This is a genomic window from Campylobacter sp., assembly GCF_052169515.1.
Lineage (GTDB): Bacteria > Campylobacterota > Campylobacteria > Campylobacterales > Campylobacteraceae > Campylobacter_A.
The window spans coordinates 31,604-54,957 of record NZ_JBQNCH010000007.1; the positions used below are offsets into that span (position 1 = coordinate 31,604).

Here is a 23,354-nt window from a genome sequence, read left to right on the forward strand (position 1 = left end):
CTTTTGCTCCTACTTTAGGCTGTTTAGATAAGCGATAAGTGCTACGATCTGGCGAATTTCACCTTTTTCAAAAGCACTTTTAACTTGCTCATCTTTCATGTTTTCAACGATAACTGCGGCTTCAGCCTTGACATTAGCATTTGCTTGCTCTAATATGCCAAGAGCTGGCATATCCTTCTCATCATAAGGTGTGTTAAAAACCTTTTTAACCGTTAGCGCTTCAGCGTAAGCGGTCTCTATATCAGCGTTTTTCTTAAACAAAAATGGATAAGCTGGCATGATAGATCCTGGCACTACCGAGACTGGGTCTAGCATATGGTTTTCGTGCCAATCAGTCGTTCTATAATTGCCCACGCGCATAAGGTCTGGACCTGTTCTTTTAGAGCCCCAAAGATGAGGACGATCGTATGCAAATTCTCCGCTTAACGAGTACATACCGTATCTATCAGTCTCTGCCTTAAATGGACGTATCATTTGCGAATGGCAGGTGTTGCAGCCATTTTGCATATAGATATTTTTACCAGCTAGCTCCAAAACAGTATAAGGCTTTGTGCCCTCAAGCGGTCTGGCCCTATTTGCAAAGTCTGGCAAAATTTCTACAATACCAGCGTAGGCAATAACGATGAATACGCAAACTGCAAAAAAGAATGGATTTTTTTCTAACCAAGCAAACATCACATCACCTCCACATTGGCTTTTTCTCCACCACCCATTGGCGAAGCACTTTTTGGCTCTGCCAAGATGGCTTTAGTAGAAGTTGATTTGTAGATATTGTAAGTGAACATAAAAAAGCCAACCAAATAAAGAAGTCCGCCAATAGCTCTTATGTAGTAGTATGGGATAAGCACAACTACTGTATCAATAAACGAGTAGAGTAAATTTCCATAGCTATCAGTCGCTCTCCACATCATACCTTGTGTGATACCGGCGATCCACATAGATGCAAAGTATAAAACGATGCCTGTTGTTTGTATCCAAAATTGAGCTTCCATTAGTGATTTTGAGTAAATTTCACGCTTAAACACACGTGGTGTCATGTGATAAAGTGCTGCCATAGTCATAAAGCCAACCCAACCAAGTGCTCCATCATGCACATGTCCTGGCACCCAGTCAGTATAGTGAGCTAGCGCATTTACGGATTTGATCGCTAAAATCGGACCTTCTAGTGTTGAAAACATGTAAAATGTTGAAGCTAGGATCATAAATTTAATAAGCGGACTCTCACGCAGTTGTGTCCATTCGCCTTTCATCGTAAGAAGGATATTTATAGCTGATCCCCATGAAGGCAGAATCAATACAACAGAAAAGACAGAGCCCATAGTCTGCATCCAATCAGGTGTAGCGGTATATATCAAATGGTGACCACCAGCCCAAAGATATATAAACATCAAACCCCAAAATGAAAATAGAGAAAGCTTATAAGAAAAAATAGGCTGACCACTCTCTTTTGGTAAGAAATAATAAATTTGAGCGATGATAGCTACTGTAAATACAAACGCAACTGCGTTATGGCCGTACCACCACTGAACCAAAGCGTCGTTTGAGCCAGCATACATAGACACAGAGTGAAGCCATGAGCCATATCCGCTAACTAATCTTGTTGGAACTTCCATATTATTAAATAGATATAGCATCGCAACACCTAAAAACGTAGCGATGTAGTACCAAACTGAGATATAAAGCGTCTTTTCGCGACGAATACCGATAAGGCCAAATATACTTACACCCCAAAGTACCCAAACTACAACCACTCCGATATCTAGCGGCCACTCAAGCTCAGCGTACTCTTTAGCGGTACTTTCACCCATAAAAAGTGTAACAACAGCCAAGATCATCACAAGCATATAAAGCCAAAAGTGAAGCTTGCCAATAAACATCAAAAATGGCGACTCACTCATTGAGACCTTTAAAACACGCTGTCCGATATAGTACCAAGTAGAAAAAATACCTGAAAGCATAAAACCAAATATGATGCCGTTAGTATGAAGAGGGCGCAACCTTCCAAAGGCTGAATACTCGCCAGCTATATAGTTTAAATCTGGACAGGCAAGCTGAAAAGCCACTACTACGCCAATAGCCATGCCTACGATACCAAAAAATATCGTTGAGAACATAAATAGTTTTGCTACGCTATAGTCGTAGTGTAGCAACTGGGATGGTCGCATAAAATTTCTCCTAGTTAAATTTATATTAATAGTCAGCTATTTTAGAGTAGAAAAACTATAAAAGGACTTAATTAATATAAATTATTTTTTACTAGGAAAGTCTTCTGTCTATTTTATAACCAAGTCCTGGAACATTTTTTATAAAGCTACTACCGACCTTATCCCTAACACGCTTAACAAAGGTTCTAATAGCTGCCTCAGTAACGCTCTCGCCCACCCATACAACACTTTTTATCTCATCATGAAGCACAAGGGTGCCAAGTCTTTTTATAAGCAAAGATATAAATGCGAGCTCTTTTTTAGTAAGAGAAATTTCAACACCATCTCTAATTAAAACACGTTTTATTTTATTAAAGCTATAACCGCTTGCAACTTGAATAATATTTGCTGTTTCTATCTTATTTTTAGCAACATTTTCTAATATTACTAAAAAATCATCAAGATCGATTGGTCTTAAAACATATTTATCAACGCCAACATCTATTGCTTTTAAAAGTGTTTCTTTTTCACTATTTGCACTAAAAACTATAATAGGCGTATCTTTTGATATTTCTTTAATGTATTTAGCCATATCAAGGCCATTCATGATTGGCATAGATACATCTGTTATAACCATATTTGGATTGTATTTTTTAAATTTTTTAAGTGCTTCATCGCCATTTTGAGCAGTAATAACTTTTTCAAATTTATCCCGCATAACCTCTTGTACTATTTTTTTACCATCGCTCTCATTTTCTACAATAAGAACGGTTAGATTATTAAGAATTTTGCTCATTTATCTTTCCTTTTTGGTTATATTTATCAGAAACTACAAACTATAACTTAATTTGATCTAATTGTATTATTTTATATCCTAGACATTCGCCCTATATCCTAAAAAAGATAGGTAGATCCCATTTACTATCATTATAACAGCTGACATCTCAAACATTATCTTCTTAAATTTTTCACTTAATGCGTTAAAAATAAAGCTAGTAAGAAGCATGGCTGGTAAAGTACAAAGCGCAAATACAAGCATTATAAGAGCTGAATCAATAAAATTTGCACTTAAAATCCCAAGTGCCAAAAAGTAATAGACAACACCACAAGGCAAAAGTCCATTTAAAAAGCCAAGAAGTAAAAAATTTATCAGATTTTTATTGTTTAGCCTTGCTTTTGCCATTTTTACTACAAAATTAAGCGCCTTTTCATTCTCTACAAATTTTAGAAGCTCACCTCTAAAAAGCAACGCAGCACCGATGAATGCAATAACTAGACCAACTATAAAAAATATAAGACCTCTTGCTTGCAAGCCAAAGCTAATGGCCGCTCCAAAAGCGCCAAACAAAGCTCCCAAAACCACATAAGCAAAAATTCTAGCTAGGTTATAAAGCGTGCTTAGCATTAAAATTTCTCTCTTGCTTTTGCCTTTAAAAAATAGAGCCTGCAAGCTCAAAAACCCACTACACATACCGACACAATGGCTAAAGCTGCTCATAAAAGCAACCGCGATGACCGTGTAGAGGCTTATATCTTGCATTATAAAATTTCTAAAAACTGCTTAAATATATACTTGCTCTCAGTAGGGCCGCCGCTTGCTTCTGGGTGGTGCTGGACCGAAAAGATCGGATAGTCTTTATATCTCACACCCTCGATCGTGTTATCAAATAAATTTCTATGTGTCACAACTGCCACTTCTGCGATGCTCTCTGGCACGTTGTAATTGTGATTTTGCGTTGTTATTTCTATTGCTTTTGTCTCTAGATTTAAAACCGGATGGTTTGCTCCGTGCTGACCAAACTTAAGCTTATATGTCTCGTATCCAAATGCATTTGATAGCAACTGATGTCCAAGACAGATGCCAAATATCGGGATCCTAGCCTCTATCATCTTTTTGATCTCGCCTATTTCAGCCTTTAAATTTTTTGGCTCGCCTGGGCCATTTGATAAAAATACCCCATTTATCTCGCCATTTTTAAATTTCTCTATCAAAACTTCAGCCTTAGTATCATGCGGTACTACGATGACCTCAAGGCCAGTTTCACATAGCTCGTTTAGGATATTTCTCTTTACACCAAAGTCAAAAACAGCTATCTTTTTGCCAACACTTTTTAACGGCTTATATGATTTTAAATTTCTATCCCAAGCGCCTTTTTTATGTTCGTACTCATCCATAGCACTGACTGTTTTTACGTAGTTTATATTTTCTATACGGCCACTACTTTCAAGCCTGCGTTTTAGCTCATCTTTGTCGCTTATCTGCGTCGAGATGTAGGCCATAAGTGCACCCTCGTCACGTAGCATCTTTGTCAAGTATCTAGTATCAACGTCGTAAACACCAAATTTACCCTGTTCTTCGAAAAATTTACCCAAAGATTTTTGCGAGCGGTAATTTGACGGAGTCTCGTTGTAGCTTCTCATTATGACGCCACTTGCGTGAATTCTAAGGCTCTCCATATCATCTTCATTTATACCGACTATACCTATCTCTGGCATCGTAAAGACGATAAACTGACCAGCATAGCTTGGATCGCTCATGATCTCTTCGTAGCCAGTCATCGAGGTGTTGAAAACGAGCTCACCTGCACACTCACCGTGAGCACCAAAAGCTTTTGCTTCTAAAAAAACGCCATTTTCAATGTAGATATAAGCTTTCATTAAAGCATTCCTCTTTTTTTAAGCTCATCTTGATATAAACGCTCAAAAATCAGGTCATACTCGTCAGTCCCTGGAATAAGCTTACGTTTATAGTTTTGCATCATCTCGTAAACACTATCTTCTATCTTCTCATAGCTTTTTAGATACTCATCTATTGAGCCGTATATCACGTTTTTTACACGGTTTTCAGATACGCTGTAATCAACAAGTCCACTTTTCCAAATCGTCTCAAGGATCTTGTGAGCGACGTTACTAAATCTATCTTCGTGAGTTAAGATTACATCAAATTCGCCTGCAAGCTTCTTTTTAACGAGCCAAAACATATTTTTACGGTCGATTTGCATAGTCTGCATTTCGTCTTCGTTTTTCTCCAAAAGCTCATTTACTCGCTCGTCTAAGGCTCTTTCTTTTTGAACATCGTTACTTAAAATTTCATTTGCCTTTGCTACTACTGGCTCGATACCTTTGTTTAACTTTACAAAACCACAGTTTAAAAGATCTATTGCTATTTTATGTGATACATATGGGACATGTGGGAGTTTTATACGCATTTTAAACCTTTAAATTTTTGTGCAATTGTAACTAAACAAAAGTAAAACTTTACTTTGAAATTTTAACGACTTTATCATTATCGCCCCTTAAAAAGTAAATTTCTTTACGGCCGATATAAAGATCTTTTCCGCTCACTTCTACTGTACCATCTAGTCCAATATTTCTACTTTTTGGCTCACTCATAAAAATATGTTTGCCAAGCTCTAAACCAAACTCCGAATACCAGCTAAATGCGCAAACTATCAGTAAAACCAGATAAAAGCCTCTAAAAATTTTTCTAAATGGTGCGTAAAAAAAGCAATATCCAAATATAAAAAATACAGGTAAAAGCCACAAGAAAGGCACATTATCAGCAAAGATAGCGTTAAAGTACTCATTTATGCCGTAGTAGGAGAAGTAATTATTATAAAGTCCAACAAATAGCGTAAAAATAGGAGCAAGAACAAATATGATACCGGCAAAAAAGATATTTAAAATTTTCATAATCTCTCCTCTTTAGATGAGATTATATTAAATATAAGCTTTAATATTATGAAACGATTTAAAAATTAACGTATAAAAATATAGTGACAGTTTAGATTTGCCAAACTGTCACAAAATTTATTATCTTTGATTTAGATACTCTTGTAGGCTTTTTACCTCAAGTGCTTTACCAGTTTGAACTGCACTTAGCGACTTAACAGCTGCGAGTGCTGCGCGGATCGTTGTAAAATATGGAATTTTAAATCTAAGCACATTTTGGCGGATTTTTTTGCCATCATCTACACTTGATTTTGTATCACTTGTATTTATAACAAGTGCGATGTCACCATTTTTGAGCCTATCTTCGACGTTTGGTCTGCCCTCGCTTATCTTATAGACAAACTCAGCCTCCACGCCAGCTTCGCTTAAAATTTTATGCGTGCCACCAGTTGCGATGACGCTAAAGCCAAGCGCTATAAGATCTTTTGCAAGGTCTGGTGCGTAAGACTTGTCGCCGTCAGCTAGCGTTAAAAATACCCTGCCCTTGCTTGGTAAAGTGTTGCTCGCAGCGATCTGGCTCTTTGCAAATGAGCTTGCAAAGTCGTGGCTGATACCCATGACCTCGCCCGTGCTCTTCATCTCAGGGCCAAGGATGAGATCGGCGCCACTTAGCTTGTTAAACGGCAGCACGCACTCTTTTACGTTAACATGCGAGCTTACGCGAGGTTTTAAGATGTCGCCCTCTTCATAAACAACTCTATAATCATCATAAAATTTAAGCGCCTCACGTAAATTTCCCTGCCACATAACCCTTGTCGCCACCTTTGCCATAGGCACGCCGGTAGCCTTGCTCACAAATGGCACGGTCCTGCTTGCGCGAGGATTTACCTCGATCATATAAAGCTCGTTTTCATAGATAGCAAACTGGATATTCATAAGGCCAACAACGCCTAAATTTAGCGCTATATCTCTGGTTTGCCTCTCCACTTTTTTTATCATTTCATCGCTTAGGCTCATCGGTGGCAATATACAAGCTGAGTCACCAGAGTGAATTCCAGCCTCCTCGATGTGCTCCATTATCGCACCAATATAGACCTCTTTGCCGTCACATATCGCGTCTACGTCGAGCTCTTTTGCATCTTGTAAAAATTTATCAAGTAGCACTGGTGAGTGGTTACTAACCTTTACCGCCTCGCTCATATACTCTTTTAGCTCGCTCTCGTTATGTACCCTTCTCATCGCCCTGCCACCAAGGACGTAGCTTGGGCGAACGAGCACTGGATAGCCGATAGTCGCGGCCTTTTGCAAGGCTTCTTCTAAGCTAGTGGCGGTATCGTTTTTAGGCTGAAGGACACCTATTTTATTTATAAATTCGCTAAATTTCTTTCTATCCTCGGCTATATCGATCACTCTTGCAGTTGTGCCAATGATCTTTGCGCCGATAACGCTTAGGCGCTTTGCAAATTTAAGCGGAGTTTGGCCGCCAAAATGCACGATCACGCCGTCTGGCTTTTCACGCTCAATGACAGCTCTCACGTGTTCAAAATCGATCGGCTCAAAGTATAAAATATCGCTCGTGTCGTAGTCTGTTGAGACGGTTTCTGGGTTGCAGTTGTACATTATTGTTTTTACGCCAAGGTCTCTTAGGGCGTAGCTTGCATGTACGCAGCAGTAGTCAAACTCTATACCCTGTCCGATCCTATTTGGACCGCCGCCTATTATCATCACTTTTTTATCTGTTTTTGCTAGCTCTTTTTTAGGAAATTTAGTGATATTTGTAGATGAGTAAAGATACGGCGTTAGTGCCTTAAACTCGCCCGCACAAGTATCAACTTCGTTGTATTCAAGCTCGATGCCAAGCTTTTGTCTAGCAAAATAGATATCATTTTGACTAAGCTCAAGATCGTCTTTTTCATTTATAAGCACAGCTATCATCTTGTCTGAAAAGCCCATACTTTTGGCCTCTCGTAGCAGCTCTTCGTTGTTTAATATATCCATGTCAATCTTATCTTCAAATTTAACTATCTCACAAATTTGCTCTAAAAACCAAGGATCGATCTTGCTAAACTCATGCACCTCAGCCACACTAAAGCCATCCCTAAATGCCTGCGCAATATATAAAATTCTCTGCTCGTTTGCATTTCTGATGCCATAGACCAAGGCATTTTTTTCTAAATTTAAGCTATTAAATCCGCAAAGATCACGCTCTAGGCTGCAAAGCGCCTTTTGGATACTCTCTTTAAATGTCCTGCCTATCGCCATAACCTCGCCAACTGACTTCATCGCAGTACCTAAGTATGGATTTGACCCTGGAAATTTCTCAAATGTAAAACGTGGGATCTTTGTCACGATGTAGTCAATCACCGGCTCAAAGCTAGCAGGCGTGCCTGTAATGTCGTTTTTGATCTCATCTAGGCTAAAACCAACTGCAAGCAACGTCGCAACCTTTGCGATCGGATAGCCAGTAGCCTTACTTGCAAGGGCTGAGCTTCGGCTAACGCGTGGGTTCATCTCGATAACGATCATACGCCCACTTTTTGGATCTATAGCAAACTGCACGTTGCTGCCACCCGTATCAACTCCGATCTCACGAAGTATGGCAAAACTAGCATCACGCATAGCCTGATACTCTTTATCTGTGAGTGTTAAGGCTGGTGCGACCGTGATACTATCGCCTGTATGCACGCCCATTGGATCAAAATTTTCGATCGAGCAGACGATGATACAGTTGTCATTTCTATCTCTGATGACCTCCATCTCATACTCTTTCCAGCCAAGCAAACTCTCTTCTATTAAAATTTCATGTATTGGGCTCGCGTCAAGGCCAGTATTGGCTAGCTCTTTAAACTCATCCATATTATAGGCCACGCCGCTTCCTGCGCCACCAAGCGTATAGCTAGCTCTTATTATTAGTGGAAAGCCTATCTCATTTGCTGCATTTAGCGCGTCATCCATGTTATAAGCATATCTACTCTCAGGCAGGTCCATGCCAATCTTTTGCATAGTTGCTTTAAAAATTTGTCTATCTTCGCCTTTTTTTATCGCTTCTGGGTTTGCACCAAGAAATTTCACATCCTTTAAAAGGCCACTCTCAAATACTTCCATAGCTGCGTTTAGCGCTACTTGACCGCCCATCGTTGGCAAGATGGCATCAATATTTTCTTTTTCGATGATCTTTAAAATGCTATCTTTTGTGATCGGCTCAATATACGTTGCATCGGCAAAATTTGGGTCAGTCATGATAGTGGCTGGGTTTGAGTTTATAAGCACTACGCGATATCCAAGCTCTTTTAGTGTCTTGGCTGCTTGCGTGCCTGAGTAGTCAAATTCGCACGCTTGACCGATAACGATAGGGCCAGAGCCGATTAGCAAAATGGTATTTATATCTGTTCTTTTTGGCATTATTTTTCCTTTGTAACAACGTATAGGTAGTTTGGTATATTTAGCTTCACATAAGGCTCGACTATCACGCTTTGATAGGAGCTCTCTTTTAAAATTTTACTCACGCGCCCTACTGGCACTCCACTAAAAAATATCCCATCAAGCCCGCTTGTAAAGACCTCATCGCCCTCTTTTGGACTGAGCCATTGCGGGATAAATTTCACCATTATTTGACCTTGATTTCCATGGGCAACGCCTGGAATTTTATCATTTCCTATGTAAACCGCAAAGATACTTTTTGGGTCATTTTGTAAGTAAGCTAGCGGTTTACCGTCTTTTGATATGACGATACCAGCACTGCTTCCTTGATAGATGAGCCCATAAATTTTATTTGGATCGTATCCTTCAAATTCGCTTATCCAAATTTTATTATAATCTCCGATATTTACGTAACTAAGCCCTTTTACTAACTTGACAGCTGGAGTATAGGCAGTCGAATTTTTATCTTTTAAAATTTGATTTAGCTCATTTGCAAAAGTCGATAGGAGCGTAGCTGAGCGCTCTAGCTCTTGATTTTGTACTCTTAGCTTCTCTATCTCACTAGCCTGTCTAAAATACTCATTTATGTAGTCTTTTATGCTTTTAGCAAAATTGTCATATGAATTTATAGCGTAGTTGCTAAATTTAATAGAAATGTTGCTTAAAATTTCACCCTTAAATATCGAAGCTCCTGCAAGCAACGCTATAAAAATAAAAAGAACAATCTTACTCTTCATTTGTCAGCTGTTGCAAAAGTCCGATCTCTTCAAGTGCCTTGCCTGTCCCTCTAGCAACCGCAAGCAATGGTTCATCAGCTACAAAAACTGGAAGCTTAACAATATCAGATAAGAATTTATCAAGTCCCCTAATAAGAGCACCGCCGCCAGTTAGCACGATACCAGTCTCGACGATATCGCCAGCAAGATCAGGTGGCATCATCTCAAGCACAGTTTTAAGTGCATCTGCTATCTCTTTAAGCGGCTCCCTCATAGCCTCTCTCACATCTTCGCTAGTTAGCTCAACTCTACTTAAAAGACCGCTTACTTGGTCGCGACCTTTTACCACCACACTTAGCTCTTTTTCAAGTTGAACGGCAGAGCCCACAGCGATCTTTATCTCTTCGCCAGTTCTCTCGCCTATTAGTAAATTGTATTTCTCTTTTATATAATTCACAATACTATTATCGATCTTATCACCAGCTGTACGGATTGATTTTGATATAACTAAACCACCAAGAGAAACGACGCCTATCTCAGTAGTACCGCCACCGATATCAAGCACAAGGTTACCTTGTGGTTCACGAACTGGTAAATTTGCACCGATTGCCGCTGCCATAGGCTCTTCAATCAAAAATACTTCTCTTGCTCCAGCGCTTAAGGCACTCTCTCTAACGGCCTTTCTTTCGACCTGAGTTAGTCCGTAAGGGACTGATATGATGATCCTTGGGCGTAAAAAGCTTTTTCTTTTATGAGTCTTTTCTATAAAATAGCGTATCATGCGCTCAGTCATATCAAAATCCGCAATAACACCATCTCTCATTGGCCTTATCGCTTCAATATCGCCTGGAGTTTTTCCGACCATCTCTTTTGCGGCATGTCCGACCGCTAAAATTTTTTGTTTGCCATATTTTTCACGTCTTACTGCAACAACAGAAGGCTCGTTTATTATTATGCCTTTATCTTTTACCAAAACAAGTGTATTTGCCGTACCGAGATCTATGCCCATATCACTTGAGAAAAAACCTATAACCTGATCTAAAAACATCTATTTCCTTTACGCAATTTTCTTATCGTGTTTTATTAAAATTGGCTTTGCCTTATCTTTTACAGTCTCTTTTGAGATAACAATATCATACTCTTTTAACTCTGGCAGCTCATACATTATGTCCGTCATAAGCTCTTCCATTATACTTCTAAGCCCCCTGGCTCCAGTCTTTCGCTCGATAGCCAGACTTGCTATCTCTTCGAGTGCTTCATCATCAAATTTAAGTGTAGCACCATCAATCGCACAAAGCTTTTGATATTGTTTTAATATCGCATTTTTTGGCTCAGTTAAAATTTTTACCATATCTTCTTTTGTTATTTCGTTTAAAGTAGCTACTACGTGAAGTCTGCCAATAAGCTCTGGAATGAGGCCATATCTCACAAGATCGTCTGGCTCAAGTAGGCTTAAGAGATTTTCTTTTTCATTTTTGCCACGTTTTTCTTGGTTAAATCCAAGTACGTTTTTACCAACCCTTCTCTCGATAATATCAAGAAGTCCGTCAAATGCACCGCCACAAACAAATAAAATATTTGTCGTATCTATCTGGATGAAGTCTTGGTTTGGATGTTTTCTACCGCCCTTTGGTGGGATATTTACAACGCTTCCTTCAATGATCTTTAAAAGTGCTTGCTGTACGCCTTCACCTGAAACATCCCTTGTGATGCTTCTATTTTCACTCATTCTAGCGATCTTATCGATCTCATCTACAAAAACAATGCCCTGCTCCGCCTTTTTCACATCACCATTTGCAGCTTGTAAAAGTCTAGTAAGGATATTTTCAACATCTTCTCCAACATATCCAGCTTCAGTTAGACTCGTAGCATCACAAATCGCAATAGGCACGTCAAGAAATCTCGCCAAAGTTTGAGCCATCAATGTCTTGCCACTTCCTGTTGGTCCAACAAGCAAGATGTTTGATTTTGAAATTTCAGTGTCATCTTTGATATCACTTTGTTTAAAAATTCTCTTATAATGGTTATAAACACCAACACTAAACACTTTTTTGGCTCTATCTTGACCGACTACATAGTTGTCAAGTACTGATTTTAGCTCCTTTGGTGTAAGTTTTTGATACTCTATTACTTCTTCACTTCTACTCTCTTCTACGCTAGTATCTCCGTGTATCATATCGTATGCCGCAGCGATGCAATACTCACATATATAGGCATTTCCTTCTATATCTGCTAGTAGCCTTCTCTCGGCAGACTCAGCTTCTCCACAAAAATTACACTTTCTAGCCATTAATCTCTTCCTTTTGCAAGCGGAATTCCTCTTGTCGTTTCTAATATAAATTTACACATTTTCTTCACGTTTTCGTCGCTAGTTTTTGAGATCAGCTCGTTTGCTTGATCTTTTAAGCTGATGCCTTGATTAAACAAAAATTTATAAGCACGAACCAGCTCTTCAACCTGCTCTTTGTCAAATCTGCGTCTAATGCCAACTAAATTTAGGCTTCTAATATAGGCTCTATTGCCCTCAGCTAGGCAAAATGGCACTACGTCTTGGCTTAGTGCACTAGCACCTGCGACCATGCAGCTCTCGCCAACCCTAACAAACTGATGAATGGGCGTAAGCCCACCCACAACAGCGTAGTCACCAAGCTCGACATGGCCTGCTAGAGTTGCGTTGTTTGCCAAAATAACGTTGCTACCGATGATGCAATCATGTGCGATGTGAGAATACGCCATGATAAAGGCATTATCGCCGATCCTTGTGATACCATCACCCTTGTGTGTACCTGAGTTTATCGTGCAAAACTCGCGTATAGTTGCGTGTTCGCCTATTATTACGCCAGTATCGACCTCGTCTTTGTAGCTTATATCTTGTGGGATGTCGCCCACGATCGCGTAGCTAAATACACGAGAGTTATCGCCGATCTTAGTCTTACCAAGCACCCTTGCGCCTTGCTTTATCGTGACGTTGTTGCCAAGGACTGTATCTTTGCTAACAAATGCGTAGGCCTCGATGTTTGCGTCATCTCCGATTATCGCTCCATCTTCTATTACAGCTGTTTTGTGGATGTTTTTCATTATTTCTCTTTTTCTTAAGCAAAAGCCTATTTATCGACTATCATCGCTTTTAGTTCAGCCTCGGCACAAAGTACTTCATCGACGTATGCTTTACCTTCAAGCACCCAGATATTTCCTTTGTGTTTTAGCACATTTAGTCTATACTCTAGTCTATCTCCAGGGCGGACAGGATGGCGAAATTTTGCTCCGTCTATACTCATAAAATAGACCACTTTATTTTCGATACCAGCTTGGTGCTCGTCACTCATGCTCTTAAAAGCTAGCACGCCACCAGCTTGCGCCATGCCTTCGATTATCATGACACCAGGATAGATCGGGTGACCTGGGAAGTGTCCCTGAAATATCGGTTCACCAATGGTTACATTTTTATAAGCCACGATATTTTTAGCTGGCTCTAGCTCAACAACTCTATCTATAAGTAAAAATGGAAATCTATGTGGGAGAATTTTTTGAATTTCTACGACGTCTATCACGTTTTAGCCTTAGTAATGTAAATTTTTGGCGATTGTAACAAATTTATACTAAGAAAAAAATTATTAGCTTCTCTTAAAAATCTCTGAAATTTAGCTTTGATTAATTTAAATTTAGTGCTCTAAAACCAAAATTTCTTCGCTGTCATTATAAAAAACAGCCTTTGCATAAATTTCGTAGCTACCCTTTTTGATCTCATCTAAAATGATAATAGGATTTTGTGAAAATTCCCCACTTATATCGCGACGAAATTTCATCTCATCACTAAGCTCAAGCGGTCTTTTGCAAAGCTCGTCTATGCTTGCAAAATTACTATTTGTAAATTTATTAAATCGATTTAAACTCATAAAAACGACACCCTCTTTTAGCTCATCATCCATCTCGCAATCTCTTGTCACATTTAGCCTTAAATTTTCTCTTTTAAAACCAGAGTAAAGCACAAAGTAGCTCGGTGTCACATGACCTTCAAATTTTACATAAGCACGTAAAAGTCTATAGTTTAAAAATCGCCTTCTAAAAAGGTGAAATTTCTCCCCCTTTGCCTCGCACTCGCGCACCTTTTTATAAAGCTCAAGCCTTGCCTCAATGCTGCCATAAAGCGCCCTTGCATGTAGTTCGCTCATTAGCTCACTTTGTGGCAAATTTTGCGAGTCTCTCTGTTTTTTTAGCGCAAAGACGCAGCCACAGTAGTTTTGGTGATAGAGCTTATCTTTTTTAGCGAGGATAAACTGCTCGCTTGTGCCACCATTTTTTCTATAATCAACCGCAACAGCCTCCAAATTTGAGCCAGCCACCGCCTCATCGAGCGCCTTTTTAAGCTGAGAAAAGTCCTTTTTTGGACTCATCAAAAGTGTCGTCGTGATCTTATCTAGCCCAAGCTCAAGCGCCTTTTTAGCAGAGTCTTTCATACGAAAATCAAAGCAGTACTCGCACCTTTTGCCCTTTTCTGGCTCATCTTCAAGTCCTTTTGTGCCACCAAGCCACGCCTCATAATCGTATTCACCACATATTAGCTCAATGCCTAGCTTCTCACAGCTTCGCTTCACGTCCTCAAAACGCAGTAAAAATTCGCTATACGGATGTATGTTTGGATCATAAAAATAGCCTACTATTCGTTCATTTGGAAAGTCTTTTCGTAAGCGTTGCAAAAAATAGTGGCTATCGACCGAGCAGCAGATTTGAACTAGCAAATTTGACCTTTTTTGCTTGCATTATATCAAAGTTTGTCATCATAAAATTTAGCCGCATTGAGGTACTTTTTAAGGACATTTTGGCTTACTAGGTCATCAAATTTATCAAAAGCCATTTGCTTGCCAGATTCGATTATAAGTACTTTTTTTGCGATCATCTTAGCACTTAAAATATCATGCGTTATGAAAATTATGCTGATCTTTTCATCTAAGCTTAAAAGCAAATTTATGATCTTTTGCTTCGTCTCGTTATCAAGCCCGCTTGTTATCTCGTCGCAGATTAAAATTTTTGGTTTAGAAAGAAGAGCTAGCAATATCCCAACCCTTGTCGCTTCGCCGCCACTTAGCTGAGACGGATATTTTTCTAAAATTTCATCTTTTAAATTTAAATTTGCCAGAAGCTCTTTGAGCTCATTTTTGCTAAAGCCAAGCTTAAGATATGACCTCACATGAGCGATGGCTGTTTTTACCTTAAGCGCTGGGTTTAGCGCTTGTTTTTGGTTTTGCAAGATATATCTGATATCTTTTTTGAGGTCATTTTTGTCCGTGATCTCTTCATTATTTATATAAATTTTGCCCCCACTTTTTGGCTCGCTAAATGATATGAGCTTTGCAAGCGTGCTTTTTCCGCTACCACTTTGGCCCAAAATGGCTAAATTTTCGCCATCATCAAGTTCAAAATTTATCCCATTTAAAAGGTGTAAGGTTTCACTTTTTGCATTAAAATGTTCCTTAAAGTTTAAACTTTTTGAGACGTTTTCAAGCTTGATTTTCACGCATTTTCCTTTAAATTTAGCCGCCCATCTCTCATTTGCCAAATCTCATCACTAAGATAGTTTGTCAGCGCCTCATCATGCGAGATAAAGATGACGCTTATCTTGCCTTTTAAGCTCTCTAAGATGCCTGCCACTTGGCCCCCGCTAATGCTATCAAGCCCACTTGTTATCTCGTCGCAGATCAAAATTTTTGGTTTTAGACAAAGCGCAAGAGCGATCTGCACACGGCTCGCCTCGCCGCCACTTAGCTCGTATGAGTATTTGTGCCAGATGAGATTTGCGTTATTTAGCCCAAACTCCTTAAAGTAGCTAAATGCAAGCTCTTTATTCGCCCTTTTGTCGCCATCAAGATAAGCGTTAAAGTGATCGCCCACGTTTAAGAGTGGATGAAGGCTTGCAACTGAGTTTTGAAAAACGAGCGCGGCAACTTTTCTTCGGTGCTCTTTTAGCTCATTTTGGCTAAGTTTTAAGATATCTTTTTCACCTATCTTAAATTTATCCGCCCTCACTCTAAAATGATCATCAAAAAGCCTTATTAGGCTCTTTGCAAAGAGAGATTTTCCACTGCCGCTAGCGCCTGTGATACCTATAAATTTACCATCACTCATGTCAAAATCAAGCTCACGCAAAAGCTGCCTATCTTTATAAAAAACGTTTAAATTTTTAATCTCTATCATATTTTTATATTGCCATTTTTTGAATTTGACGTGATGATCGAGGTTGCAAGAATGAGCAAAAAGAGCGTCGCCCCAGGGAAAAGCACCATCCACCATGAGCCAAGAAAAAGTGCCTCTTTGCTCTCATTTAGCATGATGCCAAGGCTTATTTTATTTGCATCGCTGCCTACGCCAAAAAAGCCAAGCGTGGCCTCCATGACGACCGCATTTATCGCATTTATGCCAAAGATACTAACTACAAGATGCTTTAAATTTGGCAAAATTTCAAAGCAGATAAGGCTAAATTTACCAGCCCCATTTATCACGGCTTGCTCGGCGTAGTCGCACTTTTTATTAAGTCTTAAATTTTGCATAAAGACTTTTGCTCCCTGCATAAACGAACAAATAGCGATGATAAAAGATGTTATAAGCAGATCTCCGCTACTAAACGAGCTAAAAAGCATGATAAAAACGATGTTTGGTATGCTCAAAAAGGTATCAAGTCCCTTGTCAAAAATACTCTCACAAGCTTTACTCTTACTCGTGCCAAAATAGGCATATATGAGCGAAAAAAGTGTCGTTAAAAAGCCAGCTAGTAGCAAGATAAGAAGTGAGTTTTTAAGCGCGCAAGCTACTCTTATGAGATTGTCCCTGCCTAGGATGTCAGTGCCAAAGATGTGCTCGCTACTTGGAGCTAAATTTACTGCCATAAAGTCAGTGAAATTTGGCTCAAATTTAGAAAAAAATGGTGTCACAAAGGCAAATGCGACAAGTGCCAAAAATATAAAGCAAGCTAGGAAAAATAGGACTTTTCTCATAAATTTCTCTTATCTGCCAAAATAGCAAAAATTTTTGCTAGCAAATTTGCAAAAACGACAAAAATGGCTGTTAGCAAAATGGTTGCAAGTGCGACTGGATAGTCTTTGGCGATCGCTGCATCAAGACTTAGTTTGCCTATGCCCGGAAATGAAAAAATACTCTCAATGACGTACGAGCCAGCAAAAACGCCAGCCACAAGTGTGGCGAAATAATAAACCATATCGGTGCTTGCGTGCTTTATGGCAAAGAGATAAATTTTGCCACTGCCCAAACCTCTAGCGCGCGCTGTTTGGATAAAGTCAGCGCTTAGGCTTTGATTTAGCCTGTCTCTTACAAATTTCACGTTTGCACCAAGGTGTGGCAAGATAATGGCAAGAGTTGGTAAGATGATAAATTTAGCCCCTACTCCGCTATATCCTAGCTCGTTTGCGCCAGAGCTTGGTAGCAAGTTTAGATATACACTAAATATCGCTATTAGCACAAGAGCGATGTAAAAATGCGGCAATGAAGCTAGTAAAAACGAGCTAAAATTTATAAAAATATCAGCAAATTTATTCTTATAAATGGCACTTAAAAGCCCTAAGAAAAAAGACAAAAGAGTTATCAAAAAAAACGAAGCAAAAAATAAAATAAGCGAGTTTAAAAGCCGCTCTTTAATGAGCAGAGATACGTTCGCTCCGCTTACAAAACTAGTGCCAAAGTCTCCTGTGATAAAGCGAGCTAGCCACCTAAAATACTGCACGAAAAAGTTATCTTTTAGCCCTAAATTTTTTAAAATTTGCTCTTTTATAGCTAAATTTATCGCCTCACTCCTTGAAAACATCGCGTCAGTGACGTTTCCTGGCAAAAAATATATGAGCAAAAATAGAAAAAACGAGATAAAAAACAGCAATCCAAGGCTTGAGATCGCTGTTTTAAAAATGGCTCTAAACAAAGTTTTTATCCACTATTTTACTTGCCACTCTCTTATATTCCATAAAAATCCAGCCCCATGATGTCCCAAAATTTGCGTCTTGATGCCTGAAATTTTATTGTTAAAAACAAGCGGATAGTCAAGATAGGCTATAAAAATGTAAGGCGGATTTTCATGAAGCGCTTTTAGAAATTCCTTATAGTACTTTTTCCTAAGCTCCACATCCTTTGTATACCTTGCGTTTTTTAGGGTGAGATCTACGTTTGCGTCCTTGTAGTGGCTAAAGTTCCAGCCATTTTCATTTATGCTCACATCGGCAAATCCACCAAAAATTCTATATGTATGAAAGTCTGGATCAAACGGGCTTCCCCAGCCGATCACAAAGCTATCTACCTTACTTAGATCAAAAGCTGTTTTTGGCTTTGCGTAGGCTTTGGCTTTTACACCAAATTTCTCAAACTCGCTGCTTAAAATTTTGGCTAGATTGACCCTTAAAACGTCGTTATTAAAGGCGTAGATATCAAAGCCAAGCTCCTTACCGTCCTTTTCGAAAAAGCCAGCCTTGTTTTTCTTAAAGCCACTCTTTTCAAGTAGCTCTTTAGCCTTTTGCGGATCGTAGCTAAATTTAAACTCGCCATCATTTGCAAAGCTTTTTTCTACCGGATTGTTCGCCACACTTGCATATCCGTGGAATAAATTTTTAACTATCTCATCTTTATTGACTGCGTAGTTTAGGGCTATCCTTACATTTTTATCTTGAAAAAGAGGATCTTCAAAGTTAAACATTAGCGCTCTATAGTCCGCGCTTTTAAACTTAAGCAAGCTTAATTTTTTATCATTTTTTATAAAATTTACGCCAGTTGGAGAGATAAGCGCGACGTCGATCTCACTGCTTTTTAGGCCTACAAGTCTTAAATTTTCATCGCCGACAATTTTAAAAAATACCTTTTTGATCTTTGGCTCGCCCTTGTAAAATTTCTCATTTGCCACAAACTCTAAACTCTCATCTTTTTTCCATTTTACGAGTTTATACGCACCAGTTCCGATAGGAGCGTCATTAAATTTATCAGTTGCTATATCTTTGCCCTTTAGGATATGCTCAGGCAACACACCAAAGCTAAGTGCGTCTAGAAACGGTGGAAATGGCTCGCTAAGCGTGATCTTTACCTTATAATCACCCAAAATTTCAACGCTTTTTACGACCTCGTAGTTTGAGATAGCAGGTGCGTTCAGCTTCTTATCTTGAGCCGCTTCGATGGTAAATTTAACATCCTTTGCGCTAAATTTGACTCCGTCATGCCAAAAAGCATCATCTCTTAGCTCAAAAACATACTCCAATCCATCATCACTCACCTGCCAAGACTTGGCAAGCTCTGGCACGAGCGTGCTATTTTCATTGTGGCTCGTAAGACCAGAAAAAACTAACGAAAGTGTAGGATCATGATCCTCGTCGTAAAGTGGATTTATACGAGGTGTTTGCTCCTCAATAGCTATTACGACTTTACTCTCATTTGCGTAAAGGCAAACGCCAAATAACAAGAAAAATGCAAGTAAAATTCTCTTCACATTATCCCCTTTTTTGAAATATTTGTAAAATGGTAATACGAATTTTATAAAAGTGTTATTAACTAAAATGTAAATATAAACGTCTAAAAATTTGGAAATTTCTAACTATATTTTAACCTTATTTAAAGTAAAATCAAAGTTTATTTTAGCTCACTTCAAGGTAAAATTTTAAATGAATAAAAATAAAAAAATAGCCCTAATTTCAGGTATAAGTTTAGTTTCACTTTTGCTTATTTATACGCTTCTTGGCTTTTTTGGTGTTCCTTATGCTATCAAAAATGTTGTTCCAAAGTATCTAAAAGACTATAATGCAACACTTTTTGTGAAAGAGGCTAAATTTAATCCATTTACTTTTGAGCTAAACGCTACAAATGCTGAACTAAACAGCACTTCGCCACTTTTTAGTACAAAGCAAGTCGACATCAAGCTAAAGCCATTTTCTATCTTCAAAAAACTAATAGAGATTGATATTTTTAGACTTGATGAGCCAAGCGTAAAGATCGCAAGAACTAAGGATGCGAGATTTAACTTTAGCAACTTCATAGGTGAAGATAATGCAAGCAATGAGGACAACAGTACAAGCTCGATAAATTTCGCCCTAAATAGTGCCAAGATCATCAAAGGCTCATTTTCGTATAGCGACCAAAATCTCACAAAGCCATTTAATGTAAGTTTTGATGATATAAACTACGAGTTAAACTCGCTAAATACAAAAAAGAATAGTGCCGGCAATCATATCTTTGACTCAAACTCAAGCCTTGCACACAAGATCGACTTAAAAGGCGATATCAGGCTAAATCCGCTAAACATAAATGGTAGTGTTGTCATTAAGGACTTTAGCATCAAGCCAGTTGCGATAAGCTTCATCGATAACGATACACTAAACCTTAAAAATGCAGTTATAAATTTAGGTATCAACTACGATATAAAAGCCGATGAAAACGCTACAAAGATAAATTTAAAGGATAGTTTTTTAAATATAAAATCACTAAATTTAAACGAGGGCGAAAATGAGATAAGCCTTGGCGAGCTTGATCTACCAAAATTTGATCTAGATAGCAAAATAGCCCAAACCATAGATGCCAAGCTAAATTTAAGCGACATAAATTTAAACGAGATCTCTTTTAAAAGCGCGGTTGAAGAAAGCCTAAAATCACTAAATTTAAACGGTATCTCGCTTCTTGCAAATTTAAATGAAAAGAGCGAGCTAGATGCTAAAGCGGAGCTAAAAAATATAAGCGCAAGCAGCCTAAAGGTAGATGAGGTCAGTAAAAATTTAGCTACATTAAAAGACCTCAATGCTTCAAATTTAAAGGCAGATTTGCTAAATGAAAAAGTCGCTTTAAGTCTTGAAAAAACGGCGCTTAGTGGCATAAATGCACCACTTAGCAAGGATGCGACCACAAACGTAACAAACATACAAATTTTAGGCACAAGTTTTACACAAGATAGCAACAAAAGTGAGGCTAGTGTTAATGAGCTTAATGTAAATGGCATAAATTTAAAAGCTAAAAACAAGGAAATTTTAAACGTGACAGAAGTCATTGCAAAGAGCATAGGCTTTGATATTTTAAAAATGACTCTAAATACTGCTAGCATCGATGTAAATAAGCCTAAATTTACTTCTGAGCTAAGTGGTAACGGTCTAAGCGCTATAAATGAACTAGGATTTGGCGAAGAAAAACCAGTAAAAACAGCCAAAAAAGTATCAAAAGATGAGAAAAAAATGCAGAGCAAAGCTGCTTCAAAAAGCAAAGATAGTGAGTTTAAATTTGATATAAAAAATATCAATGTAAATAACGCTGACATCGCTTTGACACACCTTTTTGAAGGCGAGAAGATCGCTCATAAATTTGATAATCTATTTATAAAAGTTGCAAATTTAAGTAGTGATTTTAGTAGGCCATTTGATACAAAGGTGGATATGAAAAGCTCACAAAAGCTAAACCTCAATGTAGACTCAAAGATCAAGATCGAGCCACTTGATGTAAATACAAAAATCAAACTAAGTGATACAAATTTACCAAAGTATTTTGCCTACGCAAAGCCGTTTTTAGAAGCAGATCTTGTGAGTGGAGAGATGAGTGCTGATGCCGAGCTACACTACGCAAAAGATACTAAAGCCAACGCAAAAATCAGTATAAAAAATATCGCCTTAAACGACAAAGACCGTGAAAAGCTTTTTGCATTTAAAAGCTTGAATATAGATAAAATTTCATTTTTCAAAAACGACCTAGAACTATCTGGCGTAAGCTTAAACTCGCCATTTATCAAAGCTCATCTAAGCAAAGAGCGCGAATTTAACCTAAGCAAAATCGTAAAAGAAGATAAAAATAAAGCTCAAAGCGAGCAAAAATCTGAGAGCAAAAAGGCAGCTAGCAAAAAAGACGATGAAATAAATTTCAGTGTTAAAAATTTCTCACTTAACAATGGCGAAGTTGATTTCTCAGACGCATCTTTATTTATGCCATTTGCCACAAGGATATCAAAACTAAACGGCAAGCTCACTGACATCGACAAAAAGCGTCCAAGCTCTGGGGAATTTCAAGGCGTAGTCGGCAAAAATGGCTTCTCTAAGATTACAGCAAAATTATTTCCATTTGAGATAAAACAAAATACAGAGATTAAGCTCGACTTTAAGGACATTGACCTAATCAATATAACACCTTACAGCGGGCAATTCGTAGGCTATAAGATAGAAAAAGGAAAACTAAATTTAAATCTAAAATATAGTATCATCGACTCTAAGCTGGATGGCTCAAATCTTATAAATTTTGACTCTCTCACGCTTGGTGAAAAAGTTGACTCAAAAGATGCTGTAAATTTACCGCTATCGCTTGCTATTTCGATTTTAAGTGATGAAAACAACCAGATAAACATCGATCTTCCAGTTGAGGGAAATTTAAATGATCCTGACTTTAAATATGGTGGCGTTGTCTGGGCCGCGGTAAAAAAACTCTTTGCCGACATTACGCTAGCACCATTTAGATTTTTAGGAAATGCTTTAGGACTTGGCGGAAAAGATCTAAGCTCCATTGACTTTCTTGCTGGAAGTAGCGAGTTAATAAGCTCAGAAGCAGCCAAAATAGACGATTTTATAAAGATAACATCCGAAAAACCAAAGATGAGTCTTAGCATCACACCAACCTACTCAGAGATAGACGTGCTTTACTTTAAAGATAAAAGGCTAGAGCAAAAGCTCAACCAGCTCATCGCATCTAGCGGCAAAGACTATGTTTGGGCGCTAAATTCGCTAGTGCTAAACGCAAAAGATAGAAGCGACAAAGCCTTAAGAGAAGAGGCTCTAAAGGCGATCGAGGTGGATAAAGAAAAGCTAGTTGAGCTCGCCAATGAACGCGCCAATGCTGTCAAAGAGGCGCTTGTAAAAGCTGGGCTTGACAAAAGCAGGATAAGTGTAAAAGAAGCGACAAGCACCGATGTGAAGCAAAACACCTATACAAGCGTACTTATGGGAGTAGCGAACTAAATTTCATTTATCTCGCTACTTCTTGCATTGTAAACAAACCAGCTAAGAAGCATGAGCATCATAAATGCGCCAAAAACGAGACTCGCGTAAAAGTATAGGTCAAAGTCCGCACCTAGCAAACTTGCATTATGAAGGGCGATCATGACGCCAACTAGGCTGATAAGATAGCCTGCGAGCTTGATGATGAAAATTTTTGGATTTACAAAGATCAGCAAAAGGCCACAAAGCATGACGCCAAGGGCTATTTGTAAATTTAAAACGTCAGCTTGAGCGCTTGAGCCAAATGTTAAAAAACCGAGCAAAAATGCGACCAGCACCATCAAAACAGCGTAAACTGCCCTGCTTCGTCCAAAGCCATACATAAAGCAAACAAAGCCTTTATTGTGTTTGTTGTAGTCCATTTTTCGCTCCCAATAACAAGTTTTTGTATTTTAATGCCAAATTCT

General features: G+C 38.6%; 21 protein-coding genes. 1 reads left to right on the forward strand and 20 read right to left on the reverse strand.

Annotated features, from left to right (window positions below; all coding sequences use genetic code 11):
- Positions 1 to 9 precede the first annotated feature (9 nt).
- The 19 genes from ccoO to ACTTKV_RS03520 form a co-directional block, all read right to left on the reverse strand.
- A complete protein-coding gene (gene ccoO / locus ACTTKV_RS03430; protein WP_442549251.1) occupies positions 10 to 675 on the reverse strand; it encodes a cytochrome-c oxidase, cbb3-type subunit II in 666 nt (221 codons plus the stop codon).
- On the reverse strand, positions 675 to 2,165 hold the full coding sequence (gene ccoN / locus ACTTKV_RS03435) for a cytochrome-c oxidase, cbb3-type subunit I (protein ID WP_442549252.1): 1,491 nt from the start codon (positions 2,163 to 2,165) through the stop codon (positions 675 to 677). The genes ccoO and ccoN overlap by 1 nt, the downstream gene beginning before the upstream one ends.
- Before the next feature lie 91 nt (positions 2,166 to 2,256).
- Positions 2,257 to 2,940: a response regulator transcription factor gene (locus ACTTKV_RS03440; protein ID WP_442549253.1), complete on the reverse strand. Its 684-nt coding sequence runs from the start codon at positions 2,938 to 2,940 to the stop codon at positions 2,257 to 2,259.
- A 78-nt stretch (positions 2,941 to 3,018) separates the two neighbouring features.
- Positions 3,019 to 3,684 carry a sulfite exporter TauE/SafE family protein gene (locus ACTTKV_RS03445; protein WP_442549254.1) on the reverse strand — a complete coding sequence of 222 codons (666 nt, stop codon included), beginning with the start codon at positions 3,682 to 3,684 and terminating at the stop codon, positions 3,019 to 3,021.
- Positions 3,684 to 4,802, reverse strand: coding sequence for a glutamine-hydrolyzing carbamoyl-phosphate synthase small subunit (gene carA, locus ACTTKV_RS03450; protein ID WP_442549255.1), 1,119 nt, complete (start codon positions 4,800 to 4,802; stop codon positions 3,684 to 3,686). Before carA ends, ACTTKV_RS03445 begins: the two co-directional genes overlap by 1 nt.
- A complete protein-coding gene (locus ACTTKV_RS03455) occupies positions 4,802 to 5,353 on the reverse strand; it encodes a DUF507 family protein (RefSeq protein ID WP_442549256.1) in 552 nt (183 codons plus the stop codon). Before ACTTKV_RS03455 ends, carA begins: the two co-directional genes overlap by 1 nt.
- 49 nt (positions 5,354 to 5,402) lie before the next feature.
- The gene (locus ACTTKV_RS03460) at positions 5,403 to 5,837 is read right to left on the reverse strand and encodes an isoleucyl-tRNA synthetase (RefSeq protein ID WP_442549257.1); all 435 of its coding nucleotides are present in this window, start codon (positions 5,835 to 5,837) and stop codon (positions 5,403 to 5,405) included.
- A 120-nt stretch (positions 5,838 to 5,957) separates the two neighbouring features.
- Positions 5,958 to 9,218: a carbamoyl-phosphate synthase large subunit gene (gene carB, locus ACTTKV_RS03465; RefSeq protein ID WP_442549258.1), complete on the reverse strand. Its 3,261-nt coding sequence runs from the start codon at positions 9,216 to 9,218 to the stop codon at positions 5,958 to 5,960.
- Entirely contained in the window at positions 9,218 to 9,973 is a 756-nt protein-coding gene (mreC, locus tag ACTTKV_RS03470) for a rod shape-determining protein MreC (RefSeq protein WP_442549259.1), read from the reverse strand. The genes carB and mreC overlap by 1 nt, the downstream gene beginning before the upstream one ends.
- Positions 9,963 to 11,000 carry a rod shape-determining protein gene (locus ACTTKV_RS03475; RefSeq protein ID WP_442549260.1) on the reverse strand — a complete coding sequence of 346 codons (1,038 nt, stop codon included), beginning with the start codon at positions 10,998 to 11,000 and terminating at the stop codon, positions 9,963 to 9,965. Before ACTTKV_RS03475 ends, mreC begins: the two co-directional genes overlap by 11 nt.
- Before the next feature lie 9 nt (positions 11,001 to 11,009).
- Entirely contained in the window at positions 11,010 to 12,242 is a 1,233-nt protein-coding gene (gene clpX, locus ACTTKV_RS03480; RefSeq protein ID WP_442549261.1) for an ATP-dependent Clp protease ATP-binding subunit ClpX, read from the reverse strand.
- Positions 12,242 to 13,030: an acyl-ACP--UDP-N-acetylglucosamine O-acyltransferase gene (gene lpxA, locus ACTTKV_RS03485; RefSeq protein WP_442549262.1), complete on the reverse strand. Its 789-nt coding sequence runs from the start codon at positions 13,028 to 13,030 to the stop codon at positions 12,242 to 12,244. The genes clpX and lpxA overlap by 1 nt, the downstream gene beginning before the upstream one ends.
- Before the next feature lie 26 nt (positions 13,031 to 13,056).
- Entirely contained in the window at positions 13,057 to 13,503 is a 447-nt protein-coding gene (gene fabZ / locus ACTTKV_RS03490) for a 3-hydroxyacyl-ACP dehydratase FabZ (RefSeq protein WP_087578292.1), read from the reverse strand.
- A 111-nt stretch (positions 13,504 to 13,614) separates the two neighbouring features.
- Positions 13,615 to 14,691 (reverse strand): epoxyqueuosine reductase QueH, encoded by a 1,077-nt coding sequence (locus tag ACTTKV_RS03495; RefSeq protein ID WP_442549263.1) that lies wholly within the window; start codon positions 14,689 to 14,691, stop codon positions 13,615 to 13,617.
- Positions 14,692 to 14,717: 26 nt separating this feature from the next.
- A complete protein-coding gene (locus tag ACTTKV_RS03500) occupies positions 14,718 to 15,467 on the reverse strand; it encodes an ATP-binding cassette domain-containing protein (protein ID WP_442549264.1) in 750 nt (249 codons plus the stop codon).
- On the reverse strand, positions 15,464 to 16,144 hold the full coding sequence (locus tag ACTTKV_RS03505) for an ATP-binding cassette domain-containing protein (protein WP_442549265.1): 681 nt from the start codon (positions 16,142 to 16,144) through the stop codon (positions 15,464 to 15,466). Before ACTTKV_RS03505 ends, ACTTKV_RS03500 begins: the two co-directional genes overlap by 4 nt.
- Complete coding sequence (locus ACTTKV_RS03510) at positions 16,141 to 16,941, reverse strand: ABC transporter permease (RefSeq protein WP_442549266.1); 801 nt, start codon at positions 16,939 to 16,941, stop codon at positions 16,141 to 16,143. Before ACTTKV_RS03510 ends, ACTTKV_RS03505 begins: the two co-directional genes overlap by 4 nt.
- Positions 16,938 to 17,876, reverse strand: coding sequence for an ABC transporter permease (locus ACTTKV_RS03515; RefSeq protein ID WP_442549267.1), 939 nt, complete (start codon positions 17,874 to 17,876; stop codon positions 16,938 to 16,940). Before ACTTKV_RS03515 ends, ACTTKV_RS03510 begins: the two co-directional genes overlap by 4 nt.
- 12 nt (positions 17,877 to 17,888) lie before the next feature.
- Entirely contained in the window at positions 17,889 to 19,421 is a 1,533-nt protein-coding gene (locus ACTTKV_RS03520) for an ABC transporter substrate-binding protein (RefSeq protein ID WP_442549268.1), read from the reverse strand.
- 172 nt (positions 19,422 to 19,593) lie between these two features.
- Between ACTTKV_RS03520 and ACTTKV_RS03525 the strand changes: the two genes are divergently transcribed.
- The gene (locus ACTTKV_RS03525; RefSeq protein ID WP_442549269.1) at positions 19,594 to 22,908 is read left to right on the forward strand and encodes a DUF748 domain-containing protein; all 3,315 of its coding nucleotides are present in this window, start codon (positions 19,594 to 19,596) and stop codon (positions 22,906 to 22,908) included.
- Here ACTTKV_RS03525 and ACTTKV_RS03530 read toward each other — a convergent pair.
- Entirely contained in the window at positions 22,905 to 23,309 is a 405-nt protein-coding gene (locus tag ACTTKV_RS03530; protein WP_442549270.1) for a hypothetical protein, read from the reverse strand. The two genes, ACTTKV_RS03525 and ACTTKV_RS03530, sit on opposite strands and share 4 nt — an antisense overlap.
- Between the last annotated feature and the right edge of the window lie 45 nt (positions 23,310 to 23,354).

Bases quoted from the DNA above. Each gene is read 5' to 3' on its own strand.
- ccoO (WP_442549251.1), bottom strand. From the start codon at position 675: ATGTTTGCTTGGTTAGAAAAAAATCCATTCTTTTTTGCAGTTTGCGTA.
- ccoN (WP_442549252.1), bottom strand. From the start codon at position 2,165: ATGCGACCATCCCAGTTGCTACACTACGACTATAGCGTAGCAAAACTA.
- ACTTKV_RS03440 (WP_442549253.1), bottom strand. From the start codon at position 2,940: ATGAGCAAAATTCTTAATAATCTAACCGTTCTTATTGTAGAAAATGAG.
- ACTTKV_RS03445 (WP_442549254.1), bottom strand. From the start codon at position 3,684: ATGCAAGATATAAGCCTCTACACGGTCATCGCGGTTGCTTTTATGAGC.
- carA (WP_442549255.1), bottom strand. From the start codon at position 4,802: ATGAAAGCTTATATCTACATTGAAAATGGCGTTTTTTTAGAAGCAAAA.
- ACTTKV_RS03455 (WP_442549256.1), bottom strand. From the start codon at position 5,353: ATGCGTATAAAACTCCCACATGTCCCATATGTATCACATAAAATAGCA.
- ACTTKV_RS03460 (WP_442549257.1), bottom strand. From the start codon at position 5,837: ATGAAAATTTTAAATATCTTTTTTGCCGGTATCATATTTGTTCTTGCT.
- carB (WP_442549258.1), bottom strand. From the start codon at position 9,218: ATGCCAAAAAGAACAGATATAAATACCATTTTGCTAATCGGCTCTGGC.
- mreC (WP_442549259.1), bottom strand. From the start codon at position 9,973: ATGAAGAGTAAGATTGTTCTTTTTATTTTTATAGCGTTGCTTGCAGGA.
- ACTTKV_RS03475 (WP_442549260.1), bottom strand. From the start codon at position 11,000: ATGTTTTTAGATCAGGTTATAGGTTTTTTCTCAAGTGATATGGGCATA.
- clpX (WP_442549261.1), bottom strand. From the start codon at position 12,242: ATGGCTAGAAAGTGTAATTTTTGTGGAGAAGCTGAGTCTGCCGAGAGA.
- lpxA (WP_442549262.1), bottom strand. From the start codon at position 13,030: ATGAAAAACATCCACAAAACAGCTGTAATAGAAGATGGAGCGATAATC.
- ACTTKV_RS03505 (WP_442549265.1), bottom strand. From the start codon at position 16,144: ATGATAGAGATTAAAAATTTAAACGTTTTTTATAAAGATAGGCAGCTT.
- ACTTKV_RS03510 (WP_442549266.1), bottom strand. From the start codon at position 16,941: ATGAGAAAAGTCCTATTTTTCCTAGCTTGCTTTATATTTTTGGCACTT.
- ACTTKV_RS03525 (WP_442549269.1), top strand. From the start codon at position 19,594: ATGAATAAAAATAAAAAAATAGCCCTAATTTCAGGTATAAGTTTAGTT.
- ACTTKV_RS03530 (WP_442549270.1), bottom strand. From the start codon at position 23,309: ATGGACTACAACAAACACAATAAAGGCTTTGTTTGCTTTATGTATGGC.